The organism is Pontibacter chinhatensis (assembly GCF_900113285.1).
GTDB lineage: Bacteria > Bacteroidota > Bacteroidia > Cytophagales > Hymenobacteraceae > Pontibacter > Pontibacter chinhatensis.
Genome location: NZ_FOOT01000002.1, coordinates 605,226 through 631,297 on the forward strand (window position 1 = coordinate 605,226; position 26,072 = coordinate 631,297).

Below are 26,072 nucleotides of genomic sequence, written 5' to 3' on the forward strand. Positions count from 1 at the left end.
GGGTTCTGTTACTTTCCGGCTGTTTCTGCCATCGTGGCCAAATATTTGCTCTACTTAATTTACAAAGGCAGAACTAATTCAGAGTTAAATTTATTATTAAATTACAGACTGCTTCTGTTCAGAAGCCTGAAAACCAGCTTACAGTTTCGCTTTCCTTATCGTGTTAAAAGTATAGCGATCTTTTATATTGATGCCGGGGCTGGTGGCGTTAGCACAGTAAGGCTACCCTTAGTGGCCACGTGAGCTGCAGATAGGCTGTAAGGCGCTCCTTCCTCTTATCGCGACAGCCGCCGAAAAGCCGGGAAACAAGCTGTTTTTAGTCTGTAATCCTGAACTGCCTTGTGCAAAATTAGGTTTAATTTTGACTTGTTCCAATTAATAAATAGTAGCGTAGGATGTTGAAGAGTTTTAGTGTAGGTGTGTTGATTCTTGTTTTTCTTGTCATGGGGCCCCTGATGTCTTTTAACCCGTCAGAGGAGATTATTGTGCACCCACGGGAACAGCAATGGGTCGACAGTGTGCTTACTACTTTAACCCCTTCGCAGCGCATCGGGCAACTGTTTATGGTAGCGGCCTACTCCAACAAGGATGAGCGCCATGTGCAGCATATCGACTCGCTGGTGAGCCAGTACAGCATCGGGGGCATCATGTTTATGCAGGGCGGCCCCATGCGCCAGGCTGTGCTCACCAACCGCTTCCAACGTATGGCCAAGGTGCCGCTCCTGGTGGCCATGGATGCCGAGTGGGGCCTGAACATGCGCCTGGACAGCAGCATGCACTTTGCCCGCCAGATGACATTGGGCGCCATGCACGACGACCGTTACGTGTACATGATGGCCCGCGAGATAGCCCTGAAAATGAAGCGCCTGGGCGTGAACGTAAGCTTCTCGCCGGTGCTCGACGTGAACAACAACGCCAACAACCCCGTTATCGGCACCCGCTCCTTCGGCGAGTCTAAAGAGACCGTGAGCCGCTACGGCGTGGCCTACATCCGCGGTTTGCAGGACCATGGCGTGATGGCGGTGGCCAAGCACTTCCCCGGCCACGGCGACACCGACGTGGACTCGCACTACAACCTTCCTGTGATTCAGCATGATATGAAGCGCCTGACCGAGGTAGAGCTCTACCCGTTTAAGCAGTCGTTCGACGCGGGTGTGATGGGCGTGATGGTGGCGCATTTATACTTGCCTAATGTAGACTCCACCAAAAACCAGGCGTCTACGCTCTCCAAGCCCATCGTAACCGGCCTGCTGAAAGAGAAGATGAAGTATAAGGGCCTGGTGTTCACCGACGCCCTTAACATGCAGGGCGTGAGCAAATTCCATAAGCCCGGAGAATTGGACCTGAAGGCGCTGCTGGCCGGTAACGACGTGCTGCTGTTTCCGGAGGATGTGCCTACGGCGGTGGACAAGATCTCCAAGGCCGTGAAGAAAGGCCAGATCACGCAGGCTGAGATTGACCAGCGCGTGCGCAAGATCCTGCACGCCAAGTACTGGGCCGGCCTGAACAAGTATAAGCCTGTAAAACTTGAGAACCTGCAGGAGGACCTGGAGCGCCCGGCCAGCCGCGTGGTGCAGGAGCAACTCTATGAGCACGCCATTACGGTAGTGGAGAACAAGGACAACCTGATCCCGTTCCGCAACCTGGATACCTTAAGTATAGCTTCTGTTGCTGTGGGCGCCTCGGTGGGCAATACGTTTCAGGAGACACTGGGCGAGTATGCTCCTGTGAAGCAGTTTACGATCCCGAACCGGTACGCCGCAGACTCTGCCTTCACCAACATTATCCCGCAACTGGAGGAAAACGACGTGGTGGTGGTGAGCATCCACGGCATGAACAGCACCCCCGCCCGAAACTACGGCATAGGCACCGGCACACTGGCCTTTATCCAGTACCTTCGCGAGCGCACCAACAAGAAAGTGATCGTAGCAGTGATGGGCAACGCCTATAGCCTGAAACTGTTTGAGGGCAATAACTGGCTGGTGGCCGGCTACGAGGACAACCCCATATCGCAGTCGCTGGTGCCGCAGGTGCTGTTTGGCGCCCGCGCCGCACAGGGCAAGTTGCCTATTACGGCCTCTGCCAAGTATACTGCCGGCACGGGCTTGCCTACCGCTACCTTGGGCCGCCTGAAGTATGGCGTGCCGGAAAGTGTGGGCATGGACTCCAAGACCCTGGCACAAATAGACAACATCGCCACGGAGGCGATTGCTTACGCTGCTACGCCTGGCATGCAGGTGCTGGTGGTGAAGGACGGCACCGTGATCTACAACAAAGCCTACGGCCACTATACTTACGATGCCGTGAAGCCGGTAACGAAAAACACCATTTATGACATCGCTTCCATCACCAAGGTAGCCGCTACCCTGCAGGCCGTTATGTTCCTCAAGGATCAGGGCAAAATCAACCTGGACGAGAAACTTGTTACTTACCTGCCGGAGGTAAAAGGCACCAACAAAGCCAACCTCGTGCTGCGCGACATCCTGGCGCATCAGGCGGGCCTGAAGCCGGGCATCCCGACCTGGCAGAAAACGATTGACAACCGCAAGTTAAAGGAGACCTTCTACGCCAGCACGCAGAACGACACCTACATGAACGAGGTAATTCCGGGCGTATACTCCATCCACTCGATGGAAGACACGCTCTGGTCGTGGACGGTAAAGACACCGCTGATGCCTAAGCAGAAGAACGGCACGTACAGCTACGCCTACAGCGACCTGGGTTTCTACATCCTCAAGCGTGTGGCCGAAAGGCAGCTAAACCAGCCGATTGATGAATTCCTGAACCAGAACTTCTACGCGCCGCTTGGCCTCAGTACCTTGACCTATACGCCGCTGCTCCGGCATCCGCGGGAGATCATTGCCCCTACCGAGGACGACAACTATTTCCGCAAGAACCTGATCCGGGGAACGGTGCACGACCAGGGAGCCGCCATGATGGGTGGAGTGGCCGGCCACGCGGGCCTGTTCTCCAACGCCAACGACCTGGCCATACTTTTGCAGATGAACATGAACAACGGCCTCTATGGCGGCCACAAGTATTTTAACTCGGAGGTGGTATCGGAGTTCGCGGCACGGCAGTCGGATGGAAGCCGCCGCGGACTGGGATGGGACAAGCCTGCCCTGGATGGCAACGGGCCAACCTCGGCGCTGGCCTCGCCACAGACCTTCGGCCACACCGGCTTTACCGGAACCGCCGCCTGGACCGACCCGGAGAACAAGCTGATTTACATCTTCCTGTCGAACAGGGTATACCCCGACGCCAGCAACAACAAGCTGGTAAAGTATAACATCCGCACCAGGATACACGATGTGATTTACAAAGCCATGGCGCCCAAAACATAAAATAAAATCAGTAGTTTAGCGAGTGCAGCAACAAAATGGGGCTGCACTTGTTTTTTTGCCATACACCTAACAAGTATGAAAATAGGAATTGTCTGTTACCCGACTTTCGGCGGAAGCGGCGTGGTAGCTACCGAGCTGGGAAAAGCCCTGGCGCTGAAGGGGCATCAGGTTCACTTTATCACCTATAGCCAACCGGCGCGCCTTGATATCTTTAACGAGAACATCTACTACCACGAAGTATACATCCCGACTTACCCGCTCTTCCAGTACCCGCCGTACGAGCTGGCGCTGGCCAGTAAAATGGTAGACATTGTGCGGTTCGAGAAGCTGGACGTGCTGCACGTGCACTACGCCATTCCGCACGCCTCGGCAGCCTATATGGCCAAGCAGATCCTGCGTACCAAGGGCATCAACATCCCCGTTATCACCACCCTGCATGGCACAGACATCACCCTGGTAGGCAAGGACGCCTCTTTTGAGCCGGTGGTAACTTTCAGCATCAACCAGTCGGATGGCGTAACAGCCGTGTCGGATAGCCTGCGCGCCGAAACCTACGACTTTTTCCAGATAGAGAAAGACATCGAGGTAATCCCCAACTTTATCGACCTGGCGAAATTTAAGCGCCAGAAAAAGGAGCACTTCCGGATGGCCATTGCGCCAAACAACGAGAAGCTGCTGGTGCATACTTCTAACTTCAGGGGCGTGAAGCGCGTGGAGGACGTGATCCGCATTTTTGCCAAGGTGCATGAGCAGATACCAAGCCGCCTGCTGCTGGTAGGCGACGGCCCGGAGCGACCCAAGATGGAGAAGCTGTGCCGCGAGCTGCAGATTTACAACGATGTGCGCTTTTTAGGAAAGCAGGAGGCTGTGGAAGAGGTGCTGTCTATTTCCGATCTGTTCCTGATGCCGTCGGAGAAAGAGAGCTTCGGCCTGGCGGCCCTGGAGGCCATGGCCTGCGAGGTACCGGTTATTTCCTCCAACGCGGGCGGTATACCGGAGCTGAACATAAACGGGGTGACCGGCTTTGTGAGTCCGGTGGGTGCCATAGACGAAATGGTACAGAACACACTGTACATACTTGATGACGAACGCCTGCCGCAGTTCAAGGCAAACGCCCTGCAGCGGGCCCATGACTTCGACATCGAGAAGATCCTGCCGCTGTACGAGGCATTCTACCAGCGCATCATTACGGAGCAGTTGGCACTTTTATAATTCCTACTTGCTGCTTTTACAAGTATTTAGCTTTTAACGAAGTATAATCTCAAAAAGAACCAGTCCGTAGCTGCGCGGCTGGTTCTTTTTTTATACCTTTCGGGCTTACAGTCTTCACAGCCATACTTCGATCATGAGCAAAGACAAGTACTTTATCATTGACTTTGACAGCACCTTTACCCAGGTAGAAGCCCTGGACGAACTGGGGGCCATCTCCCTTCAGAACCACCCCGAGCGCAGCCAACTGCTGGACCAGATCAAAGAGATCACAGACAGCGCCATGGCCGGCCAGAGCTCCTTCTCGAAAGGACTGACCGAGCGCCTGGCCCTGCTGCAGGCGCACCAGAACCACCTGCCGCAGCTCATCAGCCGCCTCCGGGAGAAAGTATCCGAGTCCATCCGCCGCAACCGCGACTTCCTGCATCAGTACGCCGACCAGATCTACATCATCTCCAGCGGGTTTAAGGAGTTTATCACGCCCATCGTAACGGAGTATGGCATAAAGGAGGAAAACGTGTATGCCAACACCTTTAAAGTGGATGCCCAGGGCAACCTGGTGGGCTTTGACGAGGCGAACCCGCTGTGCCTGGACAAAGGCAAGATACGGCTGCTGGAGCAGCTGGCCCTGCCCGGCGACGTGTATGTGCTGGGCGACGGCTACACCGACTATGAGATAAAAGAAGCCGGGCTAGCCAACAAGTTCTACGCCTTCACCGAGAATGTGGTACGCGACAACGTGGTAGCCAAGGCCGAGCACATCGCCCCCACACTTGACGAATTCCTGTATCAAAATAAGTTACCGATGGCAATATCTTACCCTAAAAACCGCATCAGCGTGCTGCTGCTGGAAAACATACACCCTCAGGCTGTGGAGCTGTTCCGCCACGAGGGTTACCAGGTAGAAACAATCAGCGGAGCCCTGAGCGAGGAAGAGCTGTGCGAGAAGATTAAGAACGTTTCCATACTTGGCATCCGCAGCAAAACGCAGGTAACGCGCAGGGTATTGGAGCACGCCAACCGCCTCATGTGCGTGGGCGCCTTCTGCATCGGCACCAACCAGATTGATTTGAACGCCTGTTTGGAGGCCGGCATCACCGTATTCAACGCCCCTTACAGCAACACCCGCAGCGTGGTGGAGCTGGCGCTGGGCGAGATACTGATTCTAAGCCGTAATGTGCTGGATAAAAGCAACAAAATGCACCAGGGCAAGTGGGACAAATCGGCGAAAGGCAGCTTTGAGGTGCGCGACAAGAAGCTGGGCATTGTGGGCTATGGCAACATCGGGGCGCAGCTGTCGGTACTGGCCGAAGCCATGGGCATGGAAGTATACTACTACGACGTGGTGGAGAAGCTGCAGCTGGGCAATGCCCGCAAGTGCCATTCCCTGCACGAGCTGCTGAGCAAGGCCGATATCGTGACGCTGCACGTAGATGGCAGACCGGAGAACAAGAACCTGATAGGTGCCGAAGAGTTTGCCGCCATGAAAGACGGCGTGATTTTCCTGAACCTGAGCCGCGGCCACGTAGTGGATATTGAGGCACTGGTGCAAAGTATAAAATCGGGCAAGGTAAGCGGCGCCGGCGTGGATGTGTTCCCCGAGGAACCAGCCACCAACAGCGACCCATTCGAGAGCGAGCTGTGCGGCCTTCCGAACGTTATCCTCACTCCGCACGTGGGCGGCAGCACTTCTGAGGCGCAGGAGAACATCGCCAACTTCGTGCCCAACCGCATCATGGACTACATCAACTCAGGCAACACTTATGGTAGCGTGAACTTCCCGAACCTGCAGTTGCCGGAGCTCAAGAATGCGCACCGTCTCATCCACATCCACGCCAACGTGCCGGGTGTGCTGGCCAGCATCAACCAGGTGCTCGCCCAAAACCATGTGAACATCCTGGGCCAGTACCTGAAGACAAACGAGCGCGTGGGTTACGTGATCACCGACATCGACAAGGCCTACGACAAGCAGGTGGTAAACGACATGAAGCAGGTGCCGCACACAATCAAGTTCCGCATCCTTTATTAATCAGTGGAGGTTTCAGTCATGAATAACAAAGTATACTTTACCCCCGGCCCGTCGGAGCTGTACCCTACCGTGGCGCAGCACCTGCAGGAGGCGATGACCCAGAAGATCGGTAGCATTTCGCACCGCAGCAAGCAGTTCCAGGAGATTTACGCCAGCGCCGAGAGCGGCCTGCGGGAGCTGCTGCAACTGCCGGATGAGTATGAGGTTTTATTTGTGGCCTCCGCCACGGAAGTATGGGAACGAGCCATCCAGAACAATGTGCGCAGGGAAAGCTTTCACCTGGTGAACGGCTCCTTCTCAAAGCGTTTCTATGAAACCGCCCAGGAGCTTGGCCGCGAGGCGCACGTACATGAGGTTCCTTTTAGCCAAGGATTCCACGTGGAAAGTATAACCATACCGGAAACCACCGAGTTGGTGGCCCTGATCCAGAACGAGACCAGTTCCGGTACCAGCATGACGGTAGAGGAGATAGACCAAATCCGCGACAAGACTCCGGCTGATGCCCTGGTTTATGTGGATGCAGTTTCCTCGCTCCCCTACCCTGCTTTCGACTATAGCCGGGTAGACTCAGTATACTTCTCGGTGCAGAAATGCTTCGGTTTGCCCGCTGGCCTGGGTGTGTGGCTGGTAAACGACCGCTGCCTGGCCAAGGCCCGTGAGCTGCAGGAAGAAGGCCTTTCGATCGGCTCGTACCATACTTTGCCTTCCCTACTCGAGAAAGCCTTGCAGAGCCAGACGGTGGAAACGCCGAACGTGCTTAATATTTACCTGTTGGCTAAGGTGGTGACTGATATGAACCAGAAGGGCGCAGAGCAGATACGGCAGGAGACAGAAGCAAAAGCAGCGCGGATTTATACTTTCCTGGAGCAGAGCAAGCTGTTTGCGCCTGCCGTGGAGCAGCCGGCACACCGCTCTAAAACCACCATCGTGGCGAACACCACTATGCCTGCCTCAGAGGTAAACAAGCACCTGGCCCAGTACGACCTGCAGGTGGGCAGCGGCTACGGCAAGTATAAAGAGACCCAAATCCGAATTGCTAACTTCCCTGCCCACAGCATGGAGCAAGTGGAGCAACTGCTGGAAAAACTGAAGGAGCTGGGAAGTTAGAAGGTTAGAAAGTTTGGAAGTTAGAAAGTTAACTCTTCTGAAGTATAAATCAAGAGCGGCTGGTACTACTTATAGTGCCAGCCGCTCTCGCTTTATACTTTGCCGTTTTCTGCCGCAAGTTTAGCGCTAGCGTAACTTGCGGCAGAAAGTATGGAGGCGCAAAGGGTTACAACTTTCTAACTTCCAAACTTTCTAACTCCTAAACTCTCTAACTCCTAAACTCCCTAACTCCCAAACTCTTTTCGTACTTCCTGCTTCACCGTGTTGATAGCCTGTGCGGTAGGGTCCTGCTCGTTTACCAGCAGGGTTTCCAGTACGCGTTTGGCCAGGTCGGTGCCGCGTGCTGCCTCGGGTAGTTCCTGAAACGTTTTGTTAAGGAGCTTTACCACCTCCTCGCGGGCGTGGTTTACCTGCTGCCAGGCCGGCTCGCTCATGTACACCTGCTGCGACATGTTATGGTTAAACTCGCTGCGGATCTCGGAGAGCAGCAAACGGTGGTACTCGGCGGCTGTTTGTCCGGCCGGACTGATGCGCAGCAGCAGGTTGCTCGGCGTGATACGCTCGAGCAGCAGCACAATGCGCTCGTAGGCCTGCAACCGTATCGGGGTGATGATCTCCGTGTTTCTGTTTTCCTTTTTCTGTGCCTGCTCGGCCCGCAGGCGGTCTTCCCGCTCGTAGTGCTTTTGCAGTAACCAGTATAGGCCTCCTACCAGCACCAGGGCGGGAAGGGCAAGCTTGAGTAACTCTATAAGTAAAGCGAAAAAATTAGCCATAAGGTGTCGGTTTGAAAGTATAAATATCGCAAAAATTTAATTCTGGATACATGAATCATTTCAGGGCTTTTCCTGTTTACCTGAGTATAAGGGTAGCGCGCCTAAGCAAGTTTGTAGATTATTGCTTAAGTTTGTGACTACAAATAAACCGAAGTATACTATGGCAACAGAAACTAAAACTGCACCTATAACCCTGACCGAAAGAGCCTTGCAAGAGGTTAAGAATATTCTGAAAGAGAAGAACGTACCAGCTGAGTATGGCCTGCGCGTGGGTGTGCAAGGCGGTGGCTGCTCCGGTCTTTCTTACCTGCTGGGCTTCGATAAGCCGAAAGATGCTGACGAGACGTATGAACTGGACGGCGTTACCCTGATTATGGACAAGAAGCACGGCATGTATGTGATGGGCATGGTGGTTGATTTCCAGGATGGCCTGAACGCACGTGGCTTTACCTTTAACAACCCACAGGCAACCACAACTTGCGGCTGCGGAAGCTCTTTCTCTGCGTAACCAGGATACCTTCTTTCTCTTTTACATAAACAAAGCCCGGCTGCAAGCAGTCGGGCTTTGTTGTTTATATGCCGTGCCGCTTACTTAAAAGAGCCGTAGATCATACCTGCCAGAAAGAAAAAGAGCAGCAACCCGAATAGTACGGCAAAGGAGTTAAGCAACAGCAAGCTACCTGCCTTAGCATAACTTCCTTCATACTTTTCCGCCAGCAGTTTCGCAATACGCTCCTTCTTCCTGTACCTCACCCAAAGGTACAGCCGCCCTATTCCGGACTGTATCAAGTCAAATAAAAGGAACTCCATTCTCTAACGCTTTAACTCCCAAACTCTCTAACTCAGAACGTTCTCGTCATACTTTCGGGCACTACCAGTATGAAGTCGGCTTTCTGCTTGTTCTCTTCTGAGAGCTTCTCCAGGTCGGCCTGCAGTACGGTGGTGATGGTGCGGGCTTTTACCTGCGGCCGCAGTTGCTTTAAGTACCAGCCGATGCCCTCGAAGTTATCGGAATGGTAAGCGCCGTTCAGGTGGAGCACCTGCCGCCCCTGCTGCACCTGGCCAAGTATAAAGTGGGCCATGGTGGCGTCTTTAAGCGCTTGTGCCTGCACAATGTTTATACTTTTGGTATTACCGTGCGTGCTGCCGCCAAACATCGCCATCATGCCCTTGTAACTGGGCAGTTCCATATTCACCGTCACGGGGAGCGGGGCAATGTAGCGCTTGGCCTCCTCCGACACATTCTCCAGCGCGGCCAGGCCCCCGCCGGCTACCATAGCCGCATAGCGCCGCGGCACGTTGGTGGCGATAAACGGAATCTTCTGCTCTTTGGCAAAGCGCACCACGGGCCTGTAGTCGGTGACGTAGTTGGGCCAGGGCCTGGCCTCCTGCTCAAAGTTCTTTTCCGGGGCCTGCCCAGCCAGGTACTCGTTCAGCACCAGTTGCACGTCGGCCTCAAACATCTCTGCTCCGATGGCAAACCGCTGCGGGTTCTCCCGGTGCAGGTCCTTGGCTACCTCCAGCTGCAGCCAGTGCGCAATCGGGTCGTTGTGCTGCTCCCCGAAAAGTATAACCTCTGCCTCCTGCAGTTCTTTCAGCATCTTGCCATAGTTTATACTTTTGCCCTCCGCCGTAAACAGCTGGTAAGCTGGTTTGTCCTTTTTCTGCGCCATGGTTACTGTCGTCATCACCAGTAAAAGTAGTGTCAGGAGTTTATACTTCATCATCCGATAAATCTAATTTTATACTTCAAGATAATAAAAATAGCCGGCACCCAAGGCACCGGCTATCGCTATACTTTAAACTATGGCTGGCTATACTTATACCCTATAAAACAGCCACTTCGAGAGCTCCTTGTAATTCACTTTCTTGCCGTACATTAGGATTCCTACGCGGTAGATGCGGCTGGCGATCCAGGTGGTGAAGATGAAGCCGGCTACCAGCAGGCCCATGGAGAGCAGCAGTTCCCAGGCGGGCACCCCAAACGGCACGCGCACCATCATCACAATCGGCGAGGTTAGCGGAATCATCGACATCCAGAAGGCTACCGGTCCGTCCGGGTTCTTCAGCACGATGGAGTACGACATGATAAAGGCAATTACGAGCGGAATCGTGATCGGCATCATGAACTGCTGGGTGTCTGTCTCGTTGTCTACGGCGGCGCCAATGGCCCCGAACAGAGAGCCGTAGAGTAGGTAACCGCCTAGGAAGTAGAACAGGAAGCTAAAGAAAATCAGGCCGATGTTGAGGCTGGCAAAGCTTTGCTTCACGTCGGTGATGGTGTTGGCGAACTCGTCCTCGCCCGGCTCATTGGCCATGGCCGTAGGGTCATCAGCCTCCAGGCCACCGCCTTGTGCGGCCATCTGGCCTGCGGCATACTGGGCAGCCGGCGAAGGAGCGGCATCCACTCCAAAGGCAGCAGAAACGGCCGTTACCGCAAAAAACGAAAGTATAACCCAGAGCAGGAACTGCGTAAGGCCCACAGCGGCAATACCCACAATCTTACCCATCATCAGCTGGAAGGGCTTCACCGAGGAGATCATCACCTCCACAATGCGGTTGGTCTTCTCCTCTATTACCCCGCGCATAATCTGCACCCCGTACAGGAAAATGAAGAAATAGATAATAACTGCGCCAACCACGCCGGCTATGGATGTGATGATGGCATTATTGCCTTTTTCGCCCTCGTTGCTCAGGTTAACAGCCGTTATTTTAACGTCGGCCTTGATCTTGTCGAGCGTCTGGCGGTCCAGGCCGGAGGCAAGGTAGCGCTGGTTCTCAATCTCCTTCTCCAGCATGTTCTCCAGGCTTACTTGGGTCTGGATGCTGATGTTCTTCTTGCCGTACACCACAAAGCCCTTGGGATCTTCTATGCTCATTTTCGGGATGTAGAGCAGCGCCGTGTTGTCGGTTTCCTGGTAAATGGTTTTGGCCTGGTCCAGGGTGAGATCGGGCAGGGGGATGAAAGCCAGGTCTTTGCGACTCTCCAGCTTATTTTCAAACAGACCGCTCTCGTCCAGCACCATCACCGTTTCCTCCTCCCCCGACATGCTGATGAGCAGGCCAGGCAGAATCATGAACGTGGCCAGCAACAGCGGCGTGAGAAGCGTCATGATGATGAAGCTCTTCTTGCGCACGCGCGTCAGGTACTCGCGCTGTATAATCAGCCAGATTTTATGCATGGTGTGTTTCCTTTACTTTTTGGATGAAGATCTCATTTATACTTGGCACAAGCTCCACAAAGGAGTGCACCTCCACGCGCTGGATCAGGTAGCGCAGCAAATCGTTGGGCGAGGTGTTGTTGAGCAGTTTTATACTTGCCCTGAAAATGCCGTGGTTGCTGTGCTGCTCCAGCACCTCGAAATCCGGGGAGGTAACCATGAGCTGGCCATTGCCTATCACCTGGTAGGTATCGGTTTTGTAGGTATCCTTGATTTCCTTCACAGGCCCGTCCAGCACCTTGCGCGAGCGGTTTATCAGGGCAATGTTATCACACAGCTCCTCCACCGACTCCATGCGGTGCGTGGAGAAGATGATGGTGGCGCCGCGCTCGCGCAGGCTCAGGATCTCGTCTTTTATCAAGTTAGCGTTGATGGGGTCGAAACCGGAAAAGGGCTCGTCGAGGATGATGAGTGAGGGCTCGTGCAGCACCGTGGCAATAAACTGCACCTTCTGCTGCATCCCTTTAGAGAGGTCCTCAATGTTCTTGTCCAGCCACTCGCGTATCTCGAAGCGGTCTATCCAGCTTTTGATGCGGGCAGTTGCGTCCTCCTTGGATAAGCCTTTTAACTGCGCCAGGTACAGCAGCTGCTCCCCCACCTTCATTTTCTTATACAGGCCACGCTCCTCCGGCAGGTAGCCCATATCCTTAATGTGGCCAGGCTGCAGGCGCTCACCTTTAAAGTATATTTTGCCGCTGTCGGCGCCGGTGATTTGGGTGATAATGCGTATCAGGGAGGTTTTTCCGGCTCCGTTCGGGCCAAGCAGGCCAAAGATACAGCCCTGCGGAATTTCAAAGCTCACGTTGTCTAACGCGGTATGGTTAGCATAGAACTTGCTTACGCCTTCAATCTTCAGAATACTCAAGGGTGCTTCGCTTTAGTTTACCCAAATATACTCATTCTGCCGCACAGTGCGTTGCCTGCCTATACTTAATCGACAAAGGAAACTATAAATCAGACTAACAGCAGTTGCAGGAACCGGCAGCCCTGTCCTCGTGCTTGTTCAATACCTGGTAAAACGCGCACGAGCCATACTTCTACAGTAAGGTCAGAGGATTAGGTAAGAAAGTATAAAGTATAAATCAAGCATTTTTCGTGACTTAAGCCCTCGCTCGCCTCTGCGAGTGTGCGTTATTAGGTGACGTCCAGCCGTCTCACAAAGAAAATATAAAGTATAAGCAGAAGTATAACATACAAACTCCAGCGGCCAGAGGCCGTGAGATAGCTCACACTCACCAGAGGCGAGCGAGGGTTAACTGTATACTTTAACCCACCCCTACCCCTCCCAAGAGGGGATTTCCACAAAAAGCAGGTTATTCCCCTCCTCGGAGGGGTAGGGGTGGGTTTACATGAGCAAGAGATTAGTTAAGCCCAACTCGAAGTATAAAGTATAAAAAAAGCCCTGCTCCAGGTATACCTGAGGCAAGGCTTTAAAGTATTCTACAGAGGGTTCTTAGTTGAAGTAGTCTTTCACCTTTTCAAAGAAACCCTTCTCGTTCTTTCCTGGGTTTGGCGTAAAGTTCTTCGAGTAGCGCAGGCCTTCCAGCACCGCTTTCTCGTCGCTGCTCAGGTCTTTCGGGGTCCATACGTTCACATGGATCAGCTGATCGCCTTTGCCGTAGCCGTTGATGTCCTGGATGCCTTTGCCGCGCAGCCTGAAAATCTCACCGCTTTGCGTACCCGGCTTCAGCGTAATCTTCACTTTGCCCGTGATGGTCGGCACCTCTACCTCGGCACCCAGCGCAGCGTCAATGAAGCTGATGTACTGGTCGTAGATGATATTGTTGCCTTCGCGCTTCAGGGTTGGGTGCGGCTCCTCCTCTATCTGTATCAGCAGGTCGCCTGGCACGCCGCCACGCTCAGGCACGTTGCCCTTGCCGCTCATGCTCAGCTGCATGCCATCCATTACACCCCCCGGCACGTTAATCGTGATCACCTCCTCGGCCAGTTCACGACCGCTGCCGTGGCAAGCCTGGCAGTTGCTGGTTACAATGCGGCCTTCGCCGTTACAGGTAGGGCAGGTACTGGTAGATACCATCTGCCCCAGCATGGTGTTTACCACCTTGCGCACCTGGCCAGAGCCCTGGCAGGTACCGCACGTTTGCATGTCGGTGCCGTTTTTAGCGCCGTTGCCCCCGCAGGTGCTGCAGGCTACATAGCGCTTAACTTTTATCTTTTTCTCTACGCCGTTGGCAATCTCCTCCAGGTTCAGTTTCAGCTTAATACGAAGGTTAGATCCCTTGCGCTGACGGCGCCCGCCACCACGGCTGGACCCTCCGAAGAAGCTTTCGAAGCCGCCACCGCCAAAGATATCGCCGAACTGGGAGAAAATATCCTCCATGTTCATGCCACCGCCGCCTCCGAAGCCGCCGTTCATGCCCTGGTGGCCGAACTGGTCGTAGCGCTGGCGCTTCTGCTGGTCACTCAGCACCTCATACGCCTCGGCTGCCTCCTTAAACTTATCCTCAGCAGTCGGGTCGTCGGGGTTCTTATCGGGGTGGTACTTAATGGCGATTTTACGGTAAGCCTTCTTTATCTCCTCCTGCGTGGCGCTCTTGCTTACACCTAAAACCTCGTAATAATCTCTCTTAGCCATGGGTTACGCTCCTATTACAACTTTCGCGAAACGGATTACCTTCTCGTTCAGCGTGTATCCTTTCTCAATCACGTCCACTATCTTGCCCTTCAGTTCTTCAGACGGAGCCGGAATTTGCGTAACAGCCTCGTGGAAGTCGCTATCGAACTCATCGCCAGCCTTTGTCTCCATTGGCTTAAGGCCCTTCTGGATGGTTACGCTCTTAAGTTTATGGAAAATCAGGTCCAGCCCCTGTGCTACCGCCTCTATGTCTTTGGCGCTCCCCACAGACTGGCTTGCGCGGTCCATGTCGTCCAGCACAGGCAGTAAATCTGTCATTACGTCCTCTGCAGCTGTCTTAATCAGCTCCAGGCGTTCTTTTGCAGTACGGCGACGGAAGTTCTCAAACTCAGCCATCAGGCGGATGAACTTATCTTTCATCTCAGCCAGTTCGACGGCTGTTGAGTCCTGCTGCTGTGCTTCCGCATTGGCTTGTTCAGCTGTTTCATCCACCTGGTTCAGTTCCTCTTCGGTAGCTGCATTGGCAGTGTTTTCCTGCAGTTCCTCGTGCTCGTGCTCCTTTTTGGTATCTTTATCTGACATAATGCCTTAAAAAACTTTGGTTGAATGGTCTATTTTGTCTTTTCAATTGTCTTGCCAAAGACGAGCTTGTGCCATTCTGGCACAGCCTAATGTTGTATGCGTGTCTGAGTGAATGCTTATTTGAAATCTGGAGGTTCTAAATTTCTGCGCCTGACATAAGCGGAAGCGCAACTATAATACTTTACATCCGCTTCAATAATGACTCCCATAATCACGCATTCAAAACTCGCTTATTAAAAAAAATCGGTAGCAGGCTTTGCAACCCCTACCGATCCTGATTTTATACTTTTACCGGGTTGTGCGCTAGCTATTAAGCGCCTCCCAGATCATGTCTTTCAGTTGCGTAATGTTCTTTCCTGTTATACTGGATATAAACACAGTCGGCAGGCCTTCTGGCAGGGTTTTGCGCATCTCGTTTTCCAGTTCCTCGTCCAGCATGTCAGACTTGGTGATGGCAAGTATGCGCTTTTTGTCCAACAGCTCAGGGTTATACTTTTCTAGTTCGCCTAGCAGCACACCGTACTCGCTGGCAATGTCGGCACTCTCACAGGAAACCATAAACAGCAGCATGGAGTTCCGTTCGATGTGGCGCAGGAAACGTAAACCCAGGCCTTTCCCCTCAGAGGCTCCCTCAATAATCCCCGGGATGTCGGCCATCACGAAGGATTTGTAATCGCGGTAAGCCACTACGCCGAGATTAGGTTCCAAGGTAGTGAAGGGGTAGTTTGCTATTTTGGGCTTTGCGGCTGACACCACTGAAAGCAGCGTAGACTTTCCGGCATTTGGGAAACCCACCAGCCCGACATCGGCCAGCAGTTTGAGCTCCAGAATAACCCATTCCTCTATACCTGGCTCACCTGGCTGGGCGTAGCGTGGCGTCTGATTCGTAGGCGACTTAAAATGGGCGTTGCCCAGGCCGCCCCGGCCGCCGGGCGTAAGTATAATTTCCTGCCCATCCTCGGTTATCTCGCACATCACCTCGCCTGTTTCGGCGTTGCGGGCAATGGTTCCGAGCGGCACCTCCAGAATCTCGTCCTGGCCCTGTGCCCCGGTAGAGTGGCTGGCACCGCCGTTCAGGCCGTTGGCAGCAATAACGTGCTTGCGGTACTGCAGGTGCAGCAGCGTCCAGAGCTGGGCGTTTCCGCGAAGTATCACGTGGCCGCCACGGCCTCCGTCGCCCCCGTCAGGGCCACCCTTTGCTGTGCGCTTATCTCGGTGCAGGTGCGCGGAACCTCCGCCACCGTGCCCGGATCGCGAGCAAATTTTAACGTAATCTATGAAATTGCTTTGTGCCAAATTTGATTGGGCCTGTAGCCTATTTATTCTCTTCCTGCTTCTCTTTCAGCGCGTCTATGTGCTGGCACAGCGCATTAAAGATTTCTTCTATCTCACCGATGCCATCCACCGCGAAGTATTTCCCTTGACCAGCGTAGTAGTCGGCCACCGGCTTAGTTTTGGTATTGTACTCGTTTACGCGCTTGCGGATCAGCTCCTCGTTCTGATCGTCCGGACGGCCGGATGTCTGGCCGCGCAACAACAGGCGCTTGGTCAGTTCCTCGTCGTCTACTTTCAGGGCGATCATGGCAGATATCTCCGTATCGTTGTCCTGCAACAGCTTGTCCAGCCCCTGGGCCTGTGGCACGGTGCGCGGAAAGCCGTCGAAGATGAAGCCTGCCGCCTGGCGGTGCTCCTTCACCTTATTCTCAATCATACCGATCACCACTTCGTCTGGCACCAGCAAGCCATTGTCCATTAGCTTTTTAGCCTCAAGGCCAAGCGCCGTTCCGGCTGCGATCTCAGAGCGCAGCAAGTCGCCGGTAGAAAGGTGAATCAGGTTGTATTTATCTAATAGTTTTTGACTTTGGGTACCTTTACCAGCACCTGGAGGGCCAAACAAAACGATATTAAGCATATCTGATAGCTAAATTAAAAAGCAAATATAAGTATAAATCCTAACTAAGCACTTAGTGTTTTGAGTTAAGCAGACCGCAGAGCCCGCCTAAGAGCTTGCAAACGGCACCTTCCTGCGGGAGTTACGATACGATCTTGTAAATATCGCGCAGGTTGCGTCCCAGTCCGTTGTAATCCAGGCCATAGCCTACCACAAAGTCGTTCGGGATGGCGCGGGCCACATACTTTACGTCCAGCGGGTGCTGCAGGCAATCGGGCTTCATCAGCAGCGTGGCCACCTCAACCGAGGCGGGGCCGCGCTCTTTTAACTGGCTCAGCAAACCGTGCACCGTATGGCCGGTGTCCACAATATCCTCCAGCACTATCACATGGCGCCCTTTGATGTCCTCCGTCAGGCCCAACACTTCTTTCACCTTGCCCGTGCTGTGCATGTCCTGGTAGCTGGCCAGGCGGATGAACGAAATCTCACATGGTACGGAAACGCGTTTGAGCAGGTCAGAAACGAACATGAACGAGCCGTTGAGCACGGCCAGGAACAGGGGCTTTTTCTCAGCGTAATCGCTGTCTAACTGCTCGGCCAGCATATTGATGCGGGCAATTATTTCTTCTTCAAAAATATAAGTACTGAACTCACAGTCATGTATCTGAATAGTACGCGGCTCCATGTGGTATTGGGTTTATCCTGAACAAAGGTAAGTATAAATAAAAAATAAGCCCAACCTAAAGCCGGGCTTATCTTCATATTTGCTGCGGGCAATTACTTTGTTTCACTAACGAAACTCAGCATCAGGGTAGTCTGCTCGTTTATACTTGTATGAGCCGGCGCCTGCTGCACTTCGTTCATGTTGATAGGCTCCATGTCTATCGGCGGCTCCGGAATGGGCGGTTCCTGCTCCAGGGCAATGTGCGGCGCAATCACCAGCGACACGATCGACATGAGCTTGATGAGGATGTTCATACTTGGACCGGAAGTGTCTTTGAACGGGTCGCCAACGGTATCGCCAGTAACGGAGGCCTTGTGCGGCTCGGAGCCTTTATACTCCACCACGCCGTTTATCTCCACCCCTTTTTCGAAGGATTTCTTGGCGTTATCCCAGGCGCCGCCAGCGTTGGACTGGAACATGGCCATCAGCACACCCGAAACAGTTACACCGGCGAGCGTACCGCCCAGCACCTCGGCAGAGGAAGTATCCGGGAAAACATCCCGCAGGCCAAAACCGATGATGACAGGCACCAGCAGCGCAATGGCTCCCGGCAACATCATCTCCCGGATGGCGGCCTGGGTAGAGATAGCCACGCATTTTTCATACTCCGGCTTGCCCGTTCCCTCCATAATCCCCGGAATCTCGCGGAACTGACGGCGCACCTCGTGCACCATCGCCATCGCCGCACGGCCCACCGCTGAAATAGCCAGCGCCGAGAAGATAAACGGTATCATGGCGCCGATGAACAGGCCAGCCAGCACAGGGGCCTTGTACAAATCTATACTTTCGATGCCCGCAATGCCCACAAAGGCAGCAAAAAGCGCCAGCGAAGTAAGAGCGGCAGAAGCAATGGCAAAGCCTTTACCGGTGGCGGCAGTGGTGTTGCCCACCGCATCCAGAATATCGGTGCGCCCGCGCACTTCCTTCGGCAGCTCGCTCATCTCGGCAATACCGCCGGCGTTATCGGCAATAGGACCGAAGGCATCAATAGCCAGCTGCATGGCGGTGGTCGCCATCATACCTGCCGCCGCAATCGCCACGCCATACAGGCCGGCTGCCGCGTAAGAGAACACGATACCGCCTGCCAGCACGATAATAGGCAACACTGTGGAGTGCATTCCCACGGCAAGGCCCGCAATAATGTTGGTGGCATGGCCTGTAGACGATTGCTGCACGATGGAGTTTACAGGCTTTTTGCCCATAGCCGTATAGTATTCCGTGATAATACTCATCAACGTACCTACCACCAGGCCCACGATCACGGCCATAAACACACCCATCTGCGTGAACTCGAAATTGCGGAGCACCAGGTTATCAGGCAAAATCATGGTGATGGCAAAGTATGAACCCACGGCCGTAAGTATAACCGAGATCCAGTTGCCCCGGTTAAGGGCCGCCTGCACATCGCCGCCCTCGCTCACGCGCACAAACGCCATTCCTATCAGAGAGAATATTATTCCCAGACCTGCTATAAGCATCGGAAGTATAACCGGGGAGAGTCCGCCGAAAGTATCCTCGGCCACTACTTCACGACCAAGCACCATAGTAGCCAGAATCGTAGCCACGTAAGAGCCGAAAAGGTCGGCGCCCATACCGGCCACGTCACCCACGTTGTCGCCCACGTTGTCGGCAATGGTGGCAGGGTTGCGCGGGTCGTCCTCCGGAATTCCGGCCTCTACCTTACCCACCAGGTCGGCGCCCACGTCGGCAGCCTTGGTATAAATACCGCCGCCCACCCGAGCAAACAGGGCTATACTTTCAGCACCCAGCGAAAAACCGGTAAGCACCTCCAGGGCGATCTCCATCTCCACGCCGTTCACGTCGCCGCCCGTGCTCTGCACAAACAGGTAGTAGAAAAGTATGAACAGGGAGCCCAGGCCCAGCACCGCCAGACCAGCCACGCCCATGCCCATAACGGAGCCTCCTGCAAACGATACCCCCAGCGCTTTGGACAAACTGTTACGGGCTGCCTCGGCCGTGCGAACGTTTGCCTTAGTGGCAATGCGCATGCCTATAAAGCCCGCCAGCGCTGAAAACACGGCGCCAATAATAAAAGCACCCACTATCAGCGGGTGAGACTTCTCTCCGGTATATCCCAGGTAAAACAGAAATACAGAAGCAATAACAACGAAGTAGGCCAGCACCTTGTACTCGGCCCTCAGAAAGGCCATGGCTCCGTCGGCGATATGGCGGGCGATGGTTTTCATACGCTCATTACCGCTCGGCTGCTTGGTCACCCAGGCCGACCTGATGAAGGTGTATATCAGCGCCGCCACTCCAAATCCAGGGATTGCGTAAAGAATAGGTTCCATTCAGTTAGATTAAGGGTTAAGGGATTTAATAAGGGGTATATATAGATATTAAAGAAAAATGTTTCGTTAGACTTTTCCAAATATCCGGCAAGCTTTCCTGCAACAACCTCTGGCACTTATTTACCTAACAAACAACATGTTGCAACATCAATAAATTAAGTCTAGCTGGTGCTGTGTGTGAGGCCTATCAGTATCTTCTTAATACTAGCCTAGACACTGATTTCAGCGGAGGTGGTGTGTTATTTTGTAGGCTAAGGAGGAGATATTACCTCCTATCTAGAAGCAGGTAGAATGATTTGGCTGTACCGGGTCCAACCACCCCCAGCCCCTCAGAGCTACGCTCGCTACCTTCGAACTCGCGTTCTCGGTAGTCTAAGGAGGGGAGTCTTTTTTTGCTGCCGCTGAAGTATAATTTTCATAGCTGGGGGTATCGCGTATACAGGTCGCAGCTTGCCCCTTCAAAGTATAAACCCACCCCTAAGAGCTGCGCTCGCTAGCTCAAAACTCCCGTTTTGGCTAGTCCAGAGGAGGGGAATTTCGCAGACGATTAACATTCCCCTACCCCCTTCAAAGGGGGGCTTGGCTGAAGTTGCATTAGCAGCGGCTATCGACCTTATCCCAGCCTTTGGGTTGAGCGCCTTCTAGATTTCCGGTGCCGCAGGCAGCCCGAGGTACGAGGGCAGGAAATGTAGACAGCGCGATGCCCGAAGTCGAGGCCTCCCGGCCTGGGAGGGAGCCAAGCAAGAAATGAAACGATAGGTAAGTAAGTCTTGAGGATGAACTTAGGCTAGCAAGAATAGCTGAAGTATAAAATGACACGAGCTACAAGCTCGCGCTAGCGGAAGGATAAGCCAGTAAGTATAGCTCAAGTATAAAAGTATGCTGAAGTATAAGTATGGCTTTTCAAGCCAGTCAAGTTGCAAACTTGACGCCATAGCAGGACACAAGTCTGAAGACTTGCGCCATGACTGTAGAAAGGCACAAGCGGACGCTTGCGCCAGTAATAGCAAAGTATAGCGACAAGTATAAAGTGCTGCCAAAGTATAAAACCAAAGTATAGCCGAAGTATAAATATGGCTGAAGCAAGTATAAAAGTATAACCAGGGAAGTATAGCATTTGAACACGCTATACTTCCCTAGAGGGAACCCTCCCCCTACAACCTCTCCATCAACACCTTATACAACGCCACCATGCTTTCTATATCCTTCTTGTGCACGATCTCATTTGGGGTATGCACATTGTCCTCGGGAGCGCCTACAAAGCACCAGTCCCAAGGATAGGCGCTGCGTTGTAGCTCCTTGGCATCGCTGCCGCCGGCCCCCTCTACTTCCAGCTGATAAGCTATACCTGCCTCTTTGGCTATACTTATGATGCGCTGCACGTAAGCGCGCCGCGGAATCAGGCTGTCGCGCATTGAGATCACGACGCCCTTGCCGGCATGCACCCCCTCCGTCACCCAGGTAATATCCGAGATGAGGCCCTGCGTAACGCCGTATTGCTCGTGTATGTAGCGGGCCAGGTACGACACCGAGCCTCCTCCGTGCTCCTCCCAGCAGCAAAAAGCGATGATACCGTTCTCCAGCGTCTCGGCCACCTGCAGCGCCGACCATACACCCAGGCGGTTGTCGAGGTAGCAGCTTTGCACGGTCTCCTCGGTCTCCCTGAAATCGCACTTAAACACCAGCTCTGTGCCCCGTTCTATCTCGCGCTCAAAATCATAGCTAATGCTGCCGGACTCCTCATCAAAGGCCAGCGTGCACTCTATTTCTCCCTGGCAGTCCTCCCCCACCAATGCATAGCCGCTCTCCAGATCCGGACCACCAATCCTTACCAGCTGTTGGCCATAGCGAACGGTAAATCCTATAGAGTCCATATGGGCAAAAATTGCACTCTTGGGCTTACCAAAAACTAACAGGATGCAGTCCTGAAACCCTTCACCATGAAGTATGACAGGCTGTTGTTTCCACTTCGATTTGTGCTCTGATATATAATTAAGCAGGAATTCCTTCAGCTTTTGTTCGTTGCCCGACGGGGCATGGATGCGGCAGAGTGTTTCGAGTAATTTCATAAATTATTTTACCTTTAGGGAATTCATTATCATTAGAATTGTTGTACTTTTAGAACTAGCAAAGCCTGCTGCCCAACAGCACGAACAAACTTACAATTTTTGGCCCTCCATGAAGAACGTATTTTTAGCAATCTTCACGCTCCTTTTCCCTGCCTTAGCTTTTGCACAAAAGTCCACTGACTCTACGGCGATGCGACAGGTAACCATGTCTGAGGTGGAAGTACTTCCGGCCGCAGCCAAGGTAAAAGGTATGCTGCTCCTGAACAAGGACGTGCAGTATGAGCTGGAGGGGGCTATCGACAACATGTACAACTTCAAGTATGAGCGTGCCGAGAAACAGTTCAAGTCGCTGCGCCGCCGCTACCCCGAGCACCCGCTGCCATACTTCCTGATGGGCCTGAGCCAGTGGTGGAAGATTGTACCGACCAACATCCAGACCCTGAAGTACGACGAGCTGTTCTTCGCTTACATGGACTCTACCGTCCAGAAGGCGGAGGCCATGTACGACAAGGACGACAACAATGTGGAGGCCGCCTTCTTTTTGGCCGCGTCTTACGGGTTCACTGCCCGCCTGCACTCTGAGCGCAGCAACTGGCGCAAGGCCACGGTGGCCAGCAAGCGCTCCCTTGACTACCTGGAGAAGGCCAAAGCCGGCAACGGCCTGAGCCCTGAGTTCCTCTTCGGGGAGGCCCTGTTCAACTACTACGCCGTCTGGATTCCTGAGAATTATCCTATGCTGCGCCCTGTGCTTGTTTTCTTCCCTAACGGGGATAAGCGACTGGGGTTAAAGCAACTTTCCTACGTATCCCAAACCGGCTTCTACACCGGTACCGAGTCGAAGCTCTTCCTGATGAAGATCCTGGCCAACGAGGAGAAGAAGATGCAGGAAGCCCTGGAAGTATCCGAAGAATTGGCTCTCAAATATCCTGATAACGCCTATTTCCAACGGTTTTATGCCCGCCTGCTGTTCGTAAATGGCCATTTCACCAAAGCTGAGCGCGTTTCAGAGGAAATCCTAGCCAAACTAGAGCAGCAAATGCCAGGCTTCGAGGCCGTAAGCGGCCGCTATGCTTCTTACATTCTGGGATACATCAACCAGCACAAATACCGCGACTTCGAGAAGGCCAAAGACTACTACAAAAACACAATCAAGTATGCTGAGATGACGAACGAGCGCGAGTCGGGCTACTTTGTCAATTCCTATCTCAACCTGGCCCGCATTGCCAAGCAGCAAAAAGACAAGGCAGCTGCCAAGAGCTACTATTCTGTGGTCATGAAGGCCAGCGATAAAAAATCGGCCAATTATAAAGAGGCAAAGACTTTTTTGAAGGAGAACAGGAAAAGTTAATCAGCACAGTATAAATATAAAGTATAAAAGGAGAGGGAAGCCATAAGTATGGCTTCCCTCTCCTTTTATACTTTCAAGCGGCGGCTTAGGCAGGCTGCTCTGCTGGTTTGAGGATTTTCTCCTTGAAGTACTCCAGCGTCCTTTTCAGGCCCTCGGAGCGGTCCACCTGCGGCTCCCAGTCCAGCACCTGCTTGGCCAGCGTGATGTCCGGCTGGCGCTTCTGCGGGTCGTCGGTAGGCAACGGCTGGTACTCCACCTTCAGCTCCACGCCCGTCAGGCGGCAGATCTCCTCGGCAAACTCGCGAATGGTGATCTCAGACGGATTGCCGATGTTCACCGGCAGGTGGTAGTCGCTCAGCAGCAGGCGGTAGATGCCCTCCACCAGGTCGTCCACGTAGCAGAAAGAGCGCGTCTGGCTGCCGTCGCCGAAGATGCTCAGCGGCTCGCCGCGCAGCGCCTGGCTCAGGAAGGCCGGCAGCACACGACCGTCGTCGAGGCGCATGCGCGGGCCATAGGTGTTGAAGATGCGCACAATGCGCGTCTCCAGGCCATGGTGCATGTGGTAAGCCATGGTCATGGCCTCCTGGAAGCGCTTGGCCTCGTCGTAGCAGCCGCGTGGCCCCACCGGGTTCACGTTGCCCCAGTAATCCTCGGTCTGCGGGTGCACCAGCGGGTCGCCGTACACCTCGGAGGTGGAAGCGATGAGCATGCGCGCGCCCTTGGCCTTGGCCAGGCCCAGCAGGTTGTGCGTGCCCAGCGAGCCCACCTTCAGCGTCTGGATTGGTATCTTAAGATAGTCAATAGGGCTGGCCGGCGAGGCGAAGTGCAGGATGTAGTCCAGGTGGCCTGGCACGTGCACAAACTTGCTCACGTCGTGGTGGTAGAACTCAAAGTTCTCCAGCTTAAACAGGTGCTCGATGTTCTCCAGGCTACCCGTGATCAGGTTGTCCATGGCGATCACATGGTGCCCCTCGTTTATGAATCTATCGCAGAGGTGGGAGCCCAGAAAGCCTGCCCCGCCCGTTATCAGTACTCTTTTTTTGGTCATGATGTGTCTTATACTACTGCTTTTTCCTGGTTAGTATGCTGTTTCACCCCGATTCCGTAGTAGGCGAAGCCCTTCTTGGCCAGCTCGGCCCCGTCGTAGATGTTTCTGCCGTCGAAGACCACCTTCTCCTTCATCAGCTTGCCCACCACACTGAAGTTGGGGGAGCGGAACTCGGGCCACTCGGTCACCAAGAGCAGCGCGTCGGCCTCGATCAGGGTCTCGTACTCGTCCTTGCCGTACTCGACGCTGTCGCCGAGCGAGTGGCTGGCCTCGGTCATGGCCACCGGGTCGTAGGCCCTCACCCTCGCGCCCGCCTCCAGCAGCTTCTCAATGAGCACCAGCGAGGGGGCCTCGCGCATGTCGTCGGTCTTGGGCTTGAACGAGAGGCCCCACACGGCGAAGGTCCTGCCGGCAAGCTCCCCGTTGAAGTGGGCGTGCACCTTGTCGAAGAGCACCGACTTCTGCCGCTCGTTGACCTGCTCCACGGCCTGCAGCACCTGCATAGCGTAGCCGTTCTCAGAAGCTGTCTTGATAAGGGCTTTCACGTCCTTGGGGAAGCAAGAGCCGCCGTAGCCGATGCCCGGGTAGATGAACTTGTTGCCGATGCGGGCGTCGCTTCCGATGCCCCGGCGCACCATGTTCACGTCCGCCCCCATCAGCTCGCAGAGGTTGGCCACGTCGTTCATGAAACTGATTTTGGTGGCCAGCATGGCGTTGGCCGCGTACTTGGTCATCTCGGCCGAGGGGATGTCCATGAAGATGAGCGGGTGGCCGTTCATCAGAAAGGGCTTGTAGAGGCGGCTCATCACCTGCTCGGCCCGCTCGCTCTCCACGCCCACCACGATGCGGTCGGGCTTGAGAAAGTCGTCGATGGCCGCGCCCTCCTTCAAAAACTCAGGGTTGGAGGCCACGTCGAAGTCAATCTGCTCGCCCCTGGCCTCCAGTTCCTCCTGGATGGCCTGGCGCACCTTCCGGGCCGTGCCCACGGGCACGGTGCTCTTGGTCACCACCACCGTGTAGCCCTTGAGCGAGCGGCCAATCTGGCGGGCCACGGCCAGCACGTACTTCAGGTCGGCCGAGCCGTCCTCGCCCGGCGGGGTGCCCACGGCGATGAAGACGGCCTCGCAGCCGCAGCTCTCCACCACCTCCGCAAGGTCCGTGGAGAAGCTAAGGCGCCCCTTCTGGGCGTTGCGCTCCACCATCTCCTCCAGCCCCGGCTCGTAGATGGGCAAAATGCCCTTCCGCAGGTTGGCTATCTTCTGCTCGTCGATGTCGATGCAGGTCACCTCCAGGCCCACCTCGGCAAAGCACGTGCCCGTCACCAGGCCCACATACCCCGTGCCCACTACTGCTATTCTCATAAATATCTCAGTTTAAGCGTAAATTACTTTTATATATTATATAAATAAAAAGGGCGCTGCGAACGGAGCCGTTGCAGGCCGCTATACTCTATCGTTATTCTATGTACGTATAATTGAGCCGCTACCCAGCCCTGCTTTTAAAGCTAAATAGGGGATAAAAAACCATGCAAGGTCGCAAATCCGCCGTTTCAACACAACCTTATAAAGTATAAATGCCACCGCTACTCCGGCCGAGTGCCAGGCGACTAAGGGAAATCCTTTTACAAAATGCTTGATTTAGTTACAGCGCGTGCATCAATTGCTGTAGGTTTTATCCGTCTCTCTCTTCCATACTCCTCTCCCGCCGGCTGGCAAGCCACACTTCCCCTAAAGGCAGGACACGCAGAAGGTACGTGCCTTAAAAGACAATTGTTCCCCTCTAAATGATATTATTACAATATTTATGCAGCTGCTCCAAC

General features: G+C 54.0%; 20 protein-coding genes. 6 read left to right on the top strand and 14 right to left on the bottom strand.

Annotated features, from left to right (window positions below; genetic code table 11):
- Window positions 1–395: 395 nt before the first annotated feature.
- From BM040_RS07725 to BM040_RS07740, 4 genes are all read left to right on the top strand, one after another.
- Window positions 396–3,344, top strand: coding sequence for a serine hydrolase domain-containing protein (locus tag BM040_RS07725; RefSeq protein WP_245756135.1), 2,949 nt, complete (start codon window positions 396–398; stop codon window positions 3,342–3,344).
- Window positions 3,345–3,419: 75 nt separating this feature from the next.
- Window positions 3,420–4,556, top strand: a complete 1,137-nt coding sequence (gene bshA, locus BM040_RS07730; RefSeq protein WP_092099925.1) for an N-acetyl-alpha-D-glucosaminyl L-malate synthase BshA — start codon at window positions 3,420–3,422, stop codon at window positions 4,554–4,556.
- A 133-nt stretch (window positions 4,557–4,689) separates the two neighbouring features.
- Window positions 4,690–6,582 carry a phosphoglycerate dehydrogenase gene (serA, locus tag BM040_RS07735; RefSeq protein WP_092099926.1) on the top strand — a complete coding sequence of 631 codons (1,893 nt, stop codon included), beginning with the start codon at window positions 4,690–4,692 and terminating at the stop codon, window positions 6,580–6,582.
- 18 nt (window positions 6,583–6,600) lie between these two features.
- Window positions 6,601–7,689 (top strand): aminotransferase class V-fold PLP-dependent enzyme, encoded by a 1,089-nt coding sequence (locus BM040_RS07740; protein WP_092099927.1) that lies wholly within the window; start codon window positions 6,601–6,603, stop codon window positions 7,687–7,689.
- Window positions 7,690–7,913: 224 nt separating this feature from the next.
- Here the strand turns inward: BM040_RS07740 and BM040_RS07745 are convergent, their stop codons facing one another.
- Window positions 7,914–8,462, bottom strand: a complete 549-nt coding sequence (locus BM040_RS07745; RefSeq protein WP_092099928.1) for a DUF7935 family protein — start codon at window positions 8,460–8,462, stop codon at window positions 7,914–7,916.
- 160 nt (window positions 8,463–8,622) lie between these two features.
- Between BM040_RS07745 and BM040_RS07750 the strand changes: the two genes are divergently transcribed.
- Window positions 8,623–8,970, top strand: coding sequence for a HesB/IscA family protein (locus BM040_RS07750; protein WP_092099929.1), 348 nt, complete (start codon window positions 8,623–8,625; stop codon window positions 8,968–8,970).
- A gap of 80 nt (window positions 8,971–9,050) precedes the next feature.
- Here BM040_RS07750 and BM040_RS07755 read toward each other — a convergent pair whose 3' ends face one another.
- The 11 genes from BM040_RS07755 to BM040_RS07810 form a co-directional block, all read right to left on the bottom strand.
- A complete protein-coding gene (locus tag BM040_RS07755) occupies window positions 9,051–9,272 on the bottom strand; it encodes a hypothetical protein (protein WP_092099930.1) in 222 nt (73 codons plus the stop codon).
- Window positions 9,273–9,304: 32 nt separating this feature from the next.
- Window positions 9,305–10,189, bottom strand: a complete 885-nt coding sequence (locus BM040_RS07760; RefSeq protein ID WP_092099931.1) for a ChaN family lipoprotein — start codon at window positions 10,187–10,189, stop codon at window positions 9,305–9,307.
- Between the two features lie 93 nt (window positions 10,190–10,282).
- Window positions 10,283–11,644 carry an ABC transporter permease gene (locus tag BM040_RS07765; RefSeq protein WP_092099932.1) on the bottom strand — a complete coding sequence of 454 codons (1,362 nt, stop codon included), beginning with the start codon at window positions 11,642–11,644 and terminating at the stop codon, window positions 10,283–10,285.
- The gene (locus BM040_RS07770) at window positions 11,637–12,548 is read right to left on the bottom strand and encodes an ABC transporter ATP-binding protein (protein ID WP_092099933.1); all 912 of its coding nucleotides are present in this window, start codon (window positions 12,546–12,548) and stop codon (window positions 11,637–11,639) included. Before BM040_RS07770 ends, BM040_RS07765 begins: the two co-directional genes overlap by 8 nt.
- Window positions 12,549–13,136: 588 nt before the next feature.
- The gene (gene dnaJ / locus BM040_RS07775; RefSeq protein WP_092099934.1) at window positions 13,137–14,279 is read right to left on the bottom strand and encodes a molecular chaperone DnaJ; all 1,143 of its coding nucleotides are present in this window, start codon (window positions 14,277–14,279) and stop codon (window positions 13,137–13,139) included.
- 3 nt (window positions 14,280–14,282) lie between these two features.
- Window positions 14,283–14,861 (bottom strand): nucleotide exchange factor GrpE, encoded by a 579-nt coding sequence (locus BM040_RS07780; RefSeq protein WP_092099935.1) that lies wholly within the window; start codon window positions 14,859–14,861, stop codon window positions 14,283–14,285.
- 303 nt (window positions 14,862–15,164) lie between these two features.
- The gene (gene obgE, locus BM040_RS07785; protein ID WP_092099936.1) at window positions 15,165–16,157 is read right to left on the bottom strand and encodes a GTPase ObgE; all 993 of its coding nucleotides are present in this window, start codon (window positions 16,155–16,157) and stop codon (window positions 15,165–15,167) included.
- Window positions 16,158–16,176: 19 nt separating this feature from the next.
- Window positions 16,177–16,773, bottom strand: coding sequence for an adenylate kinase (locus BM040_RS07790; RefSeq protein ID WP_092099937.1), 597 nt, complete (start codon window positions 16,771–16,773; stop codon window positions 16,177–16,179).
- Between the two features lie 121 nt (window positions 16,774–16,894).
- Window positions 16,895–17,437 carry a hypoxanthine phosphoribosyltransferase gene (gene hpt / locus BM040_RS07795; RefSeq protein WP_092099938.1) on the bottom strand — a complete coding sequence of 181 codons (543 nt, stop codon included), beginning with the start codon at window positions 17,435–17,437 and terminating at the stop codon, window positions 16,895–16,897.
- 92 nt (window positions 17,438–17,529) lie between these two features.
- Window positions 17,530–19,788 (bottom strand): sodium-translocating pyrophosphatase, encoded by a 2,259-nt coding sequence (locus tag BM040_RS07800; protein ID WP_092099939.1) that lies wholly within the window; start codon window positions 19,786–19,788, stop codon window positions 17,530–17,532.
- Between the two features lie 1,154 nt (window positions 19,789–20,942).
- Window positions 20,943–21,857: a M20/M25/M40 family metallo-hydrolase gene (locus BM040_RS07810; protein WP_092099941.1), complete on the bottom strand. Its 915-nt coding sequence runs from the start codon at window positions 21,855–21,857 to the stop codon at window positions 20,943–20,945.
- 109 nt (window positions 21,858–21,966) lie between these two features.
- Here BM040_RS07810 and BM040_RS07815 point away from each other — a divergent pair, with 109 nt between their 5' ends.
- Window positions 21,967–23,205 carry a tetratricopeptide repeat protein gene (locus BM040_RS07815; RefSeq protein WP_092099942.1) on the top strand — a complete coding sequence of 413 codons (1,239 nt, stop codon included), beginning with the start codon at window positions 21,967–21,969 and terminating at the stop codon, window positions 23,203–23,205.
- Window positions 23,206–23,290: 85 nt separating this feature from the next.
- Here the strand turns inward: BM040_RS07815 and BM040_RS07820 are convergent, their stop codons facing one another.
- On the bottom strand, window positions 23,291–24,253 hold the full coding sequence (locus BM040_RS07820) for a UDP-glucuronic acid decarboxylase family protein (RefSeq protein WP_092099943.1): 963 nt from the start codon (window positions 24,251–24,253) through the stop codon (window positions 23,291–23,293).
- Between the two features lie 8 nt (window positions 24,254–24,261).
- Window positions 24,262–25,614 (bottom strand): UDP-glucose dehydrogenase family protein, encoded by a 1,353-nt coding sequence (locus BM040_RS07825; RefSeq protein ID WP_092099944.1) that lies wholly within the window; start codon window positions 25,612–25,614, stop codon window positions 24,262–24,264.
- Window positions 25,615–26,072: the final 458 nt, after the last annotated feature.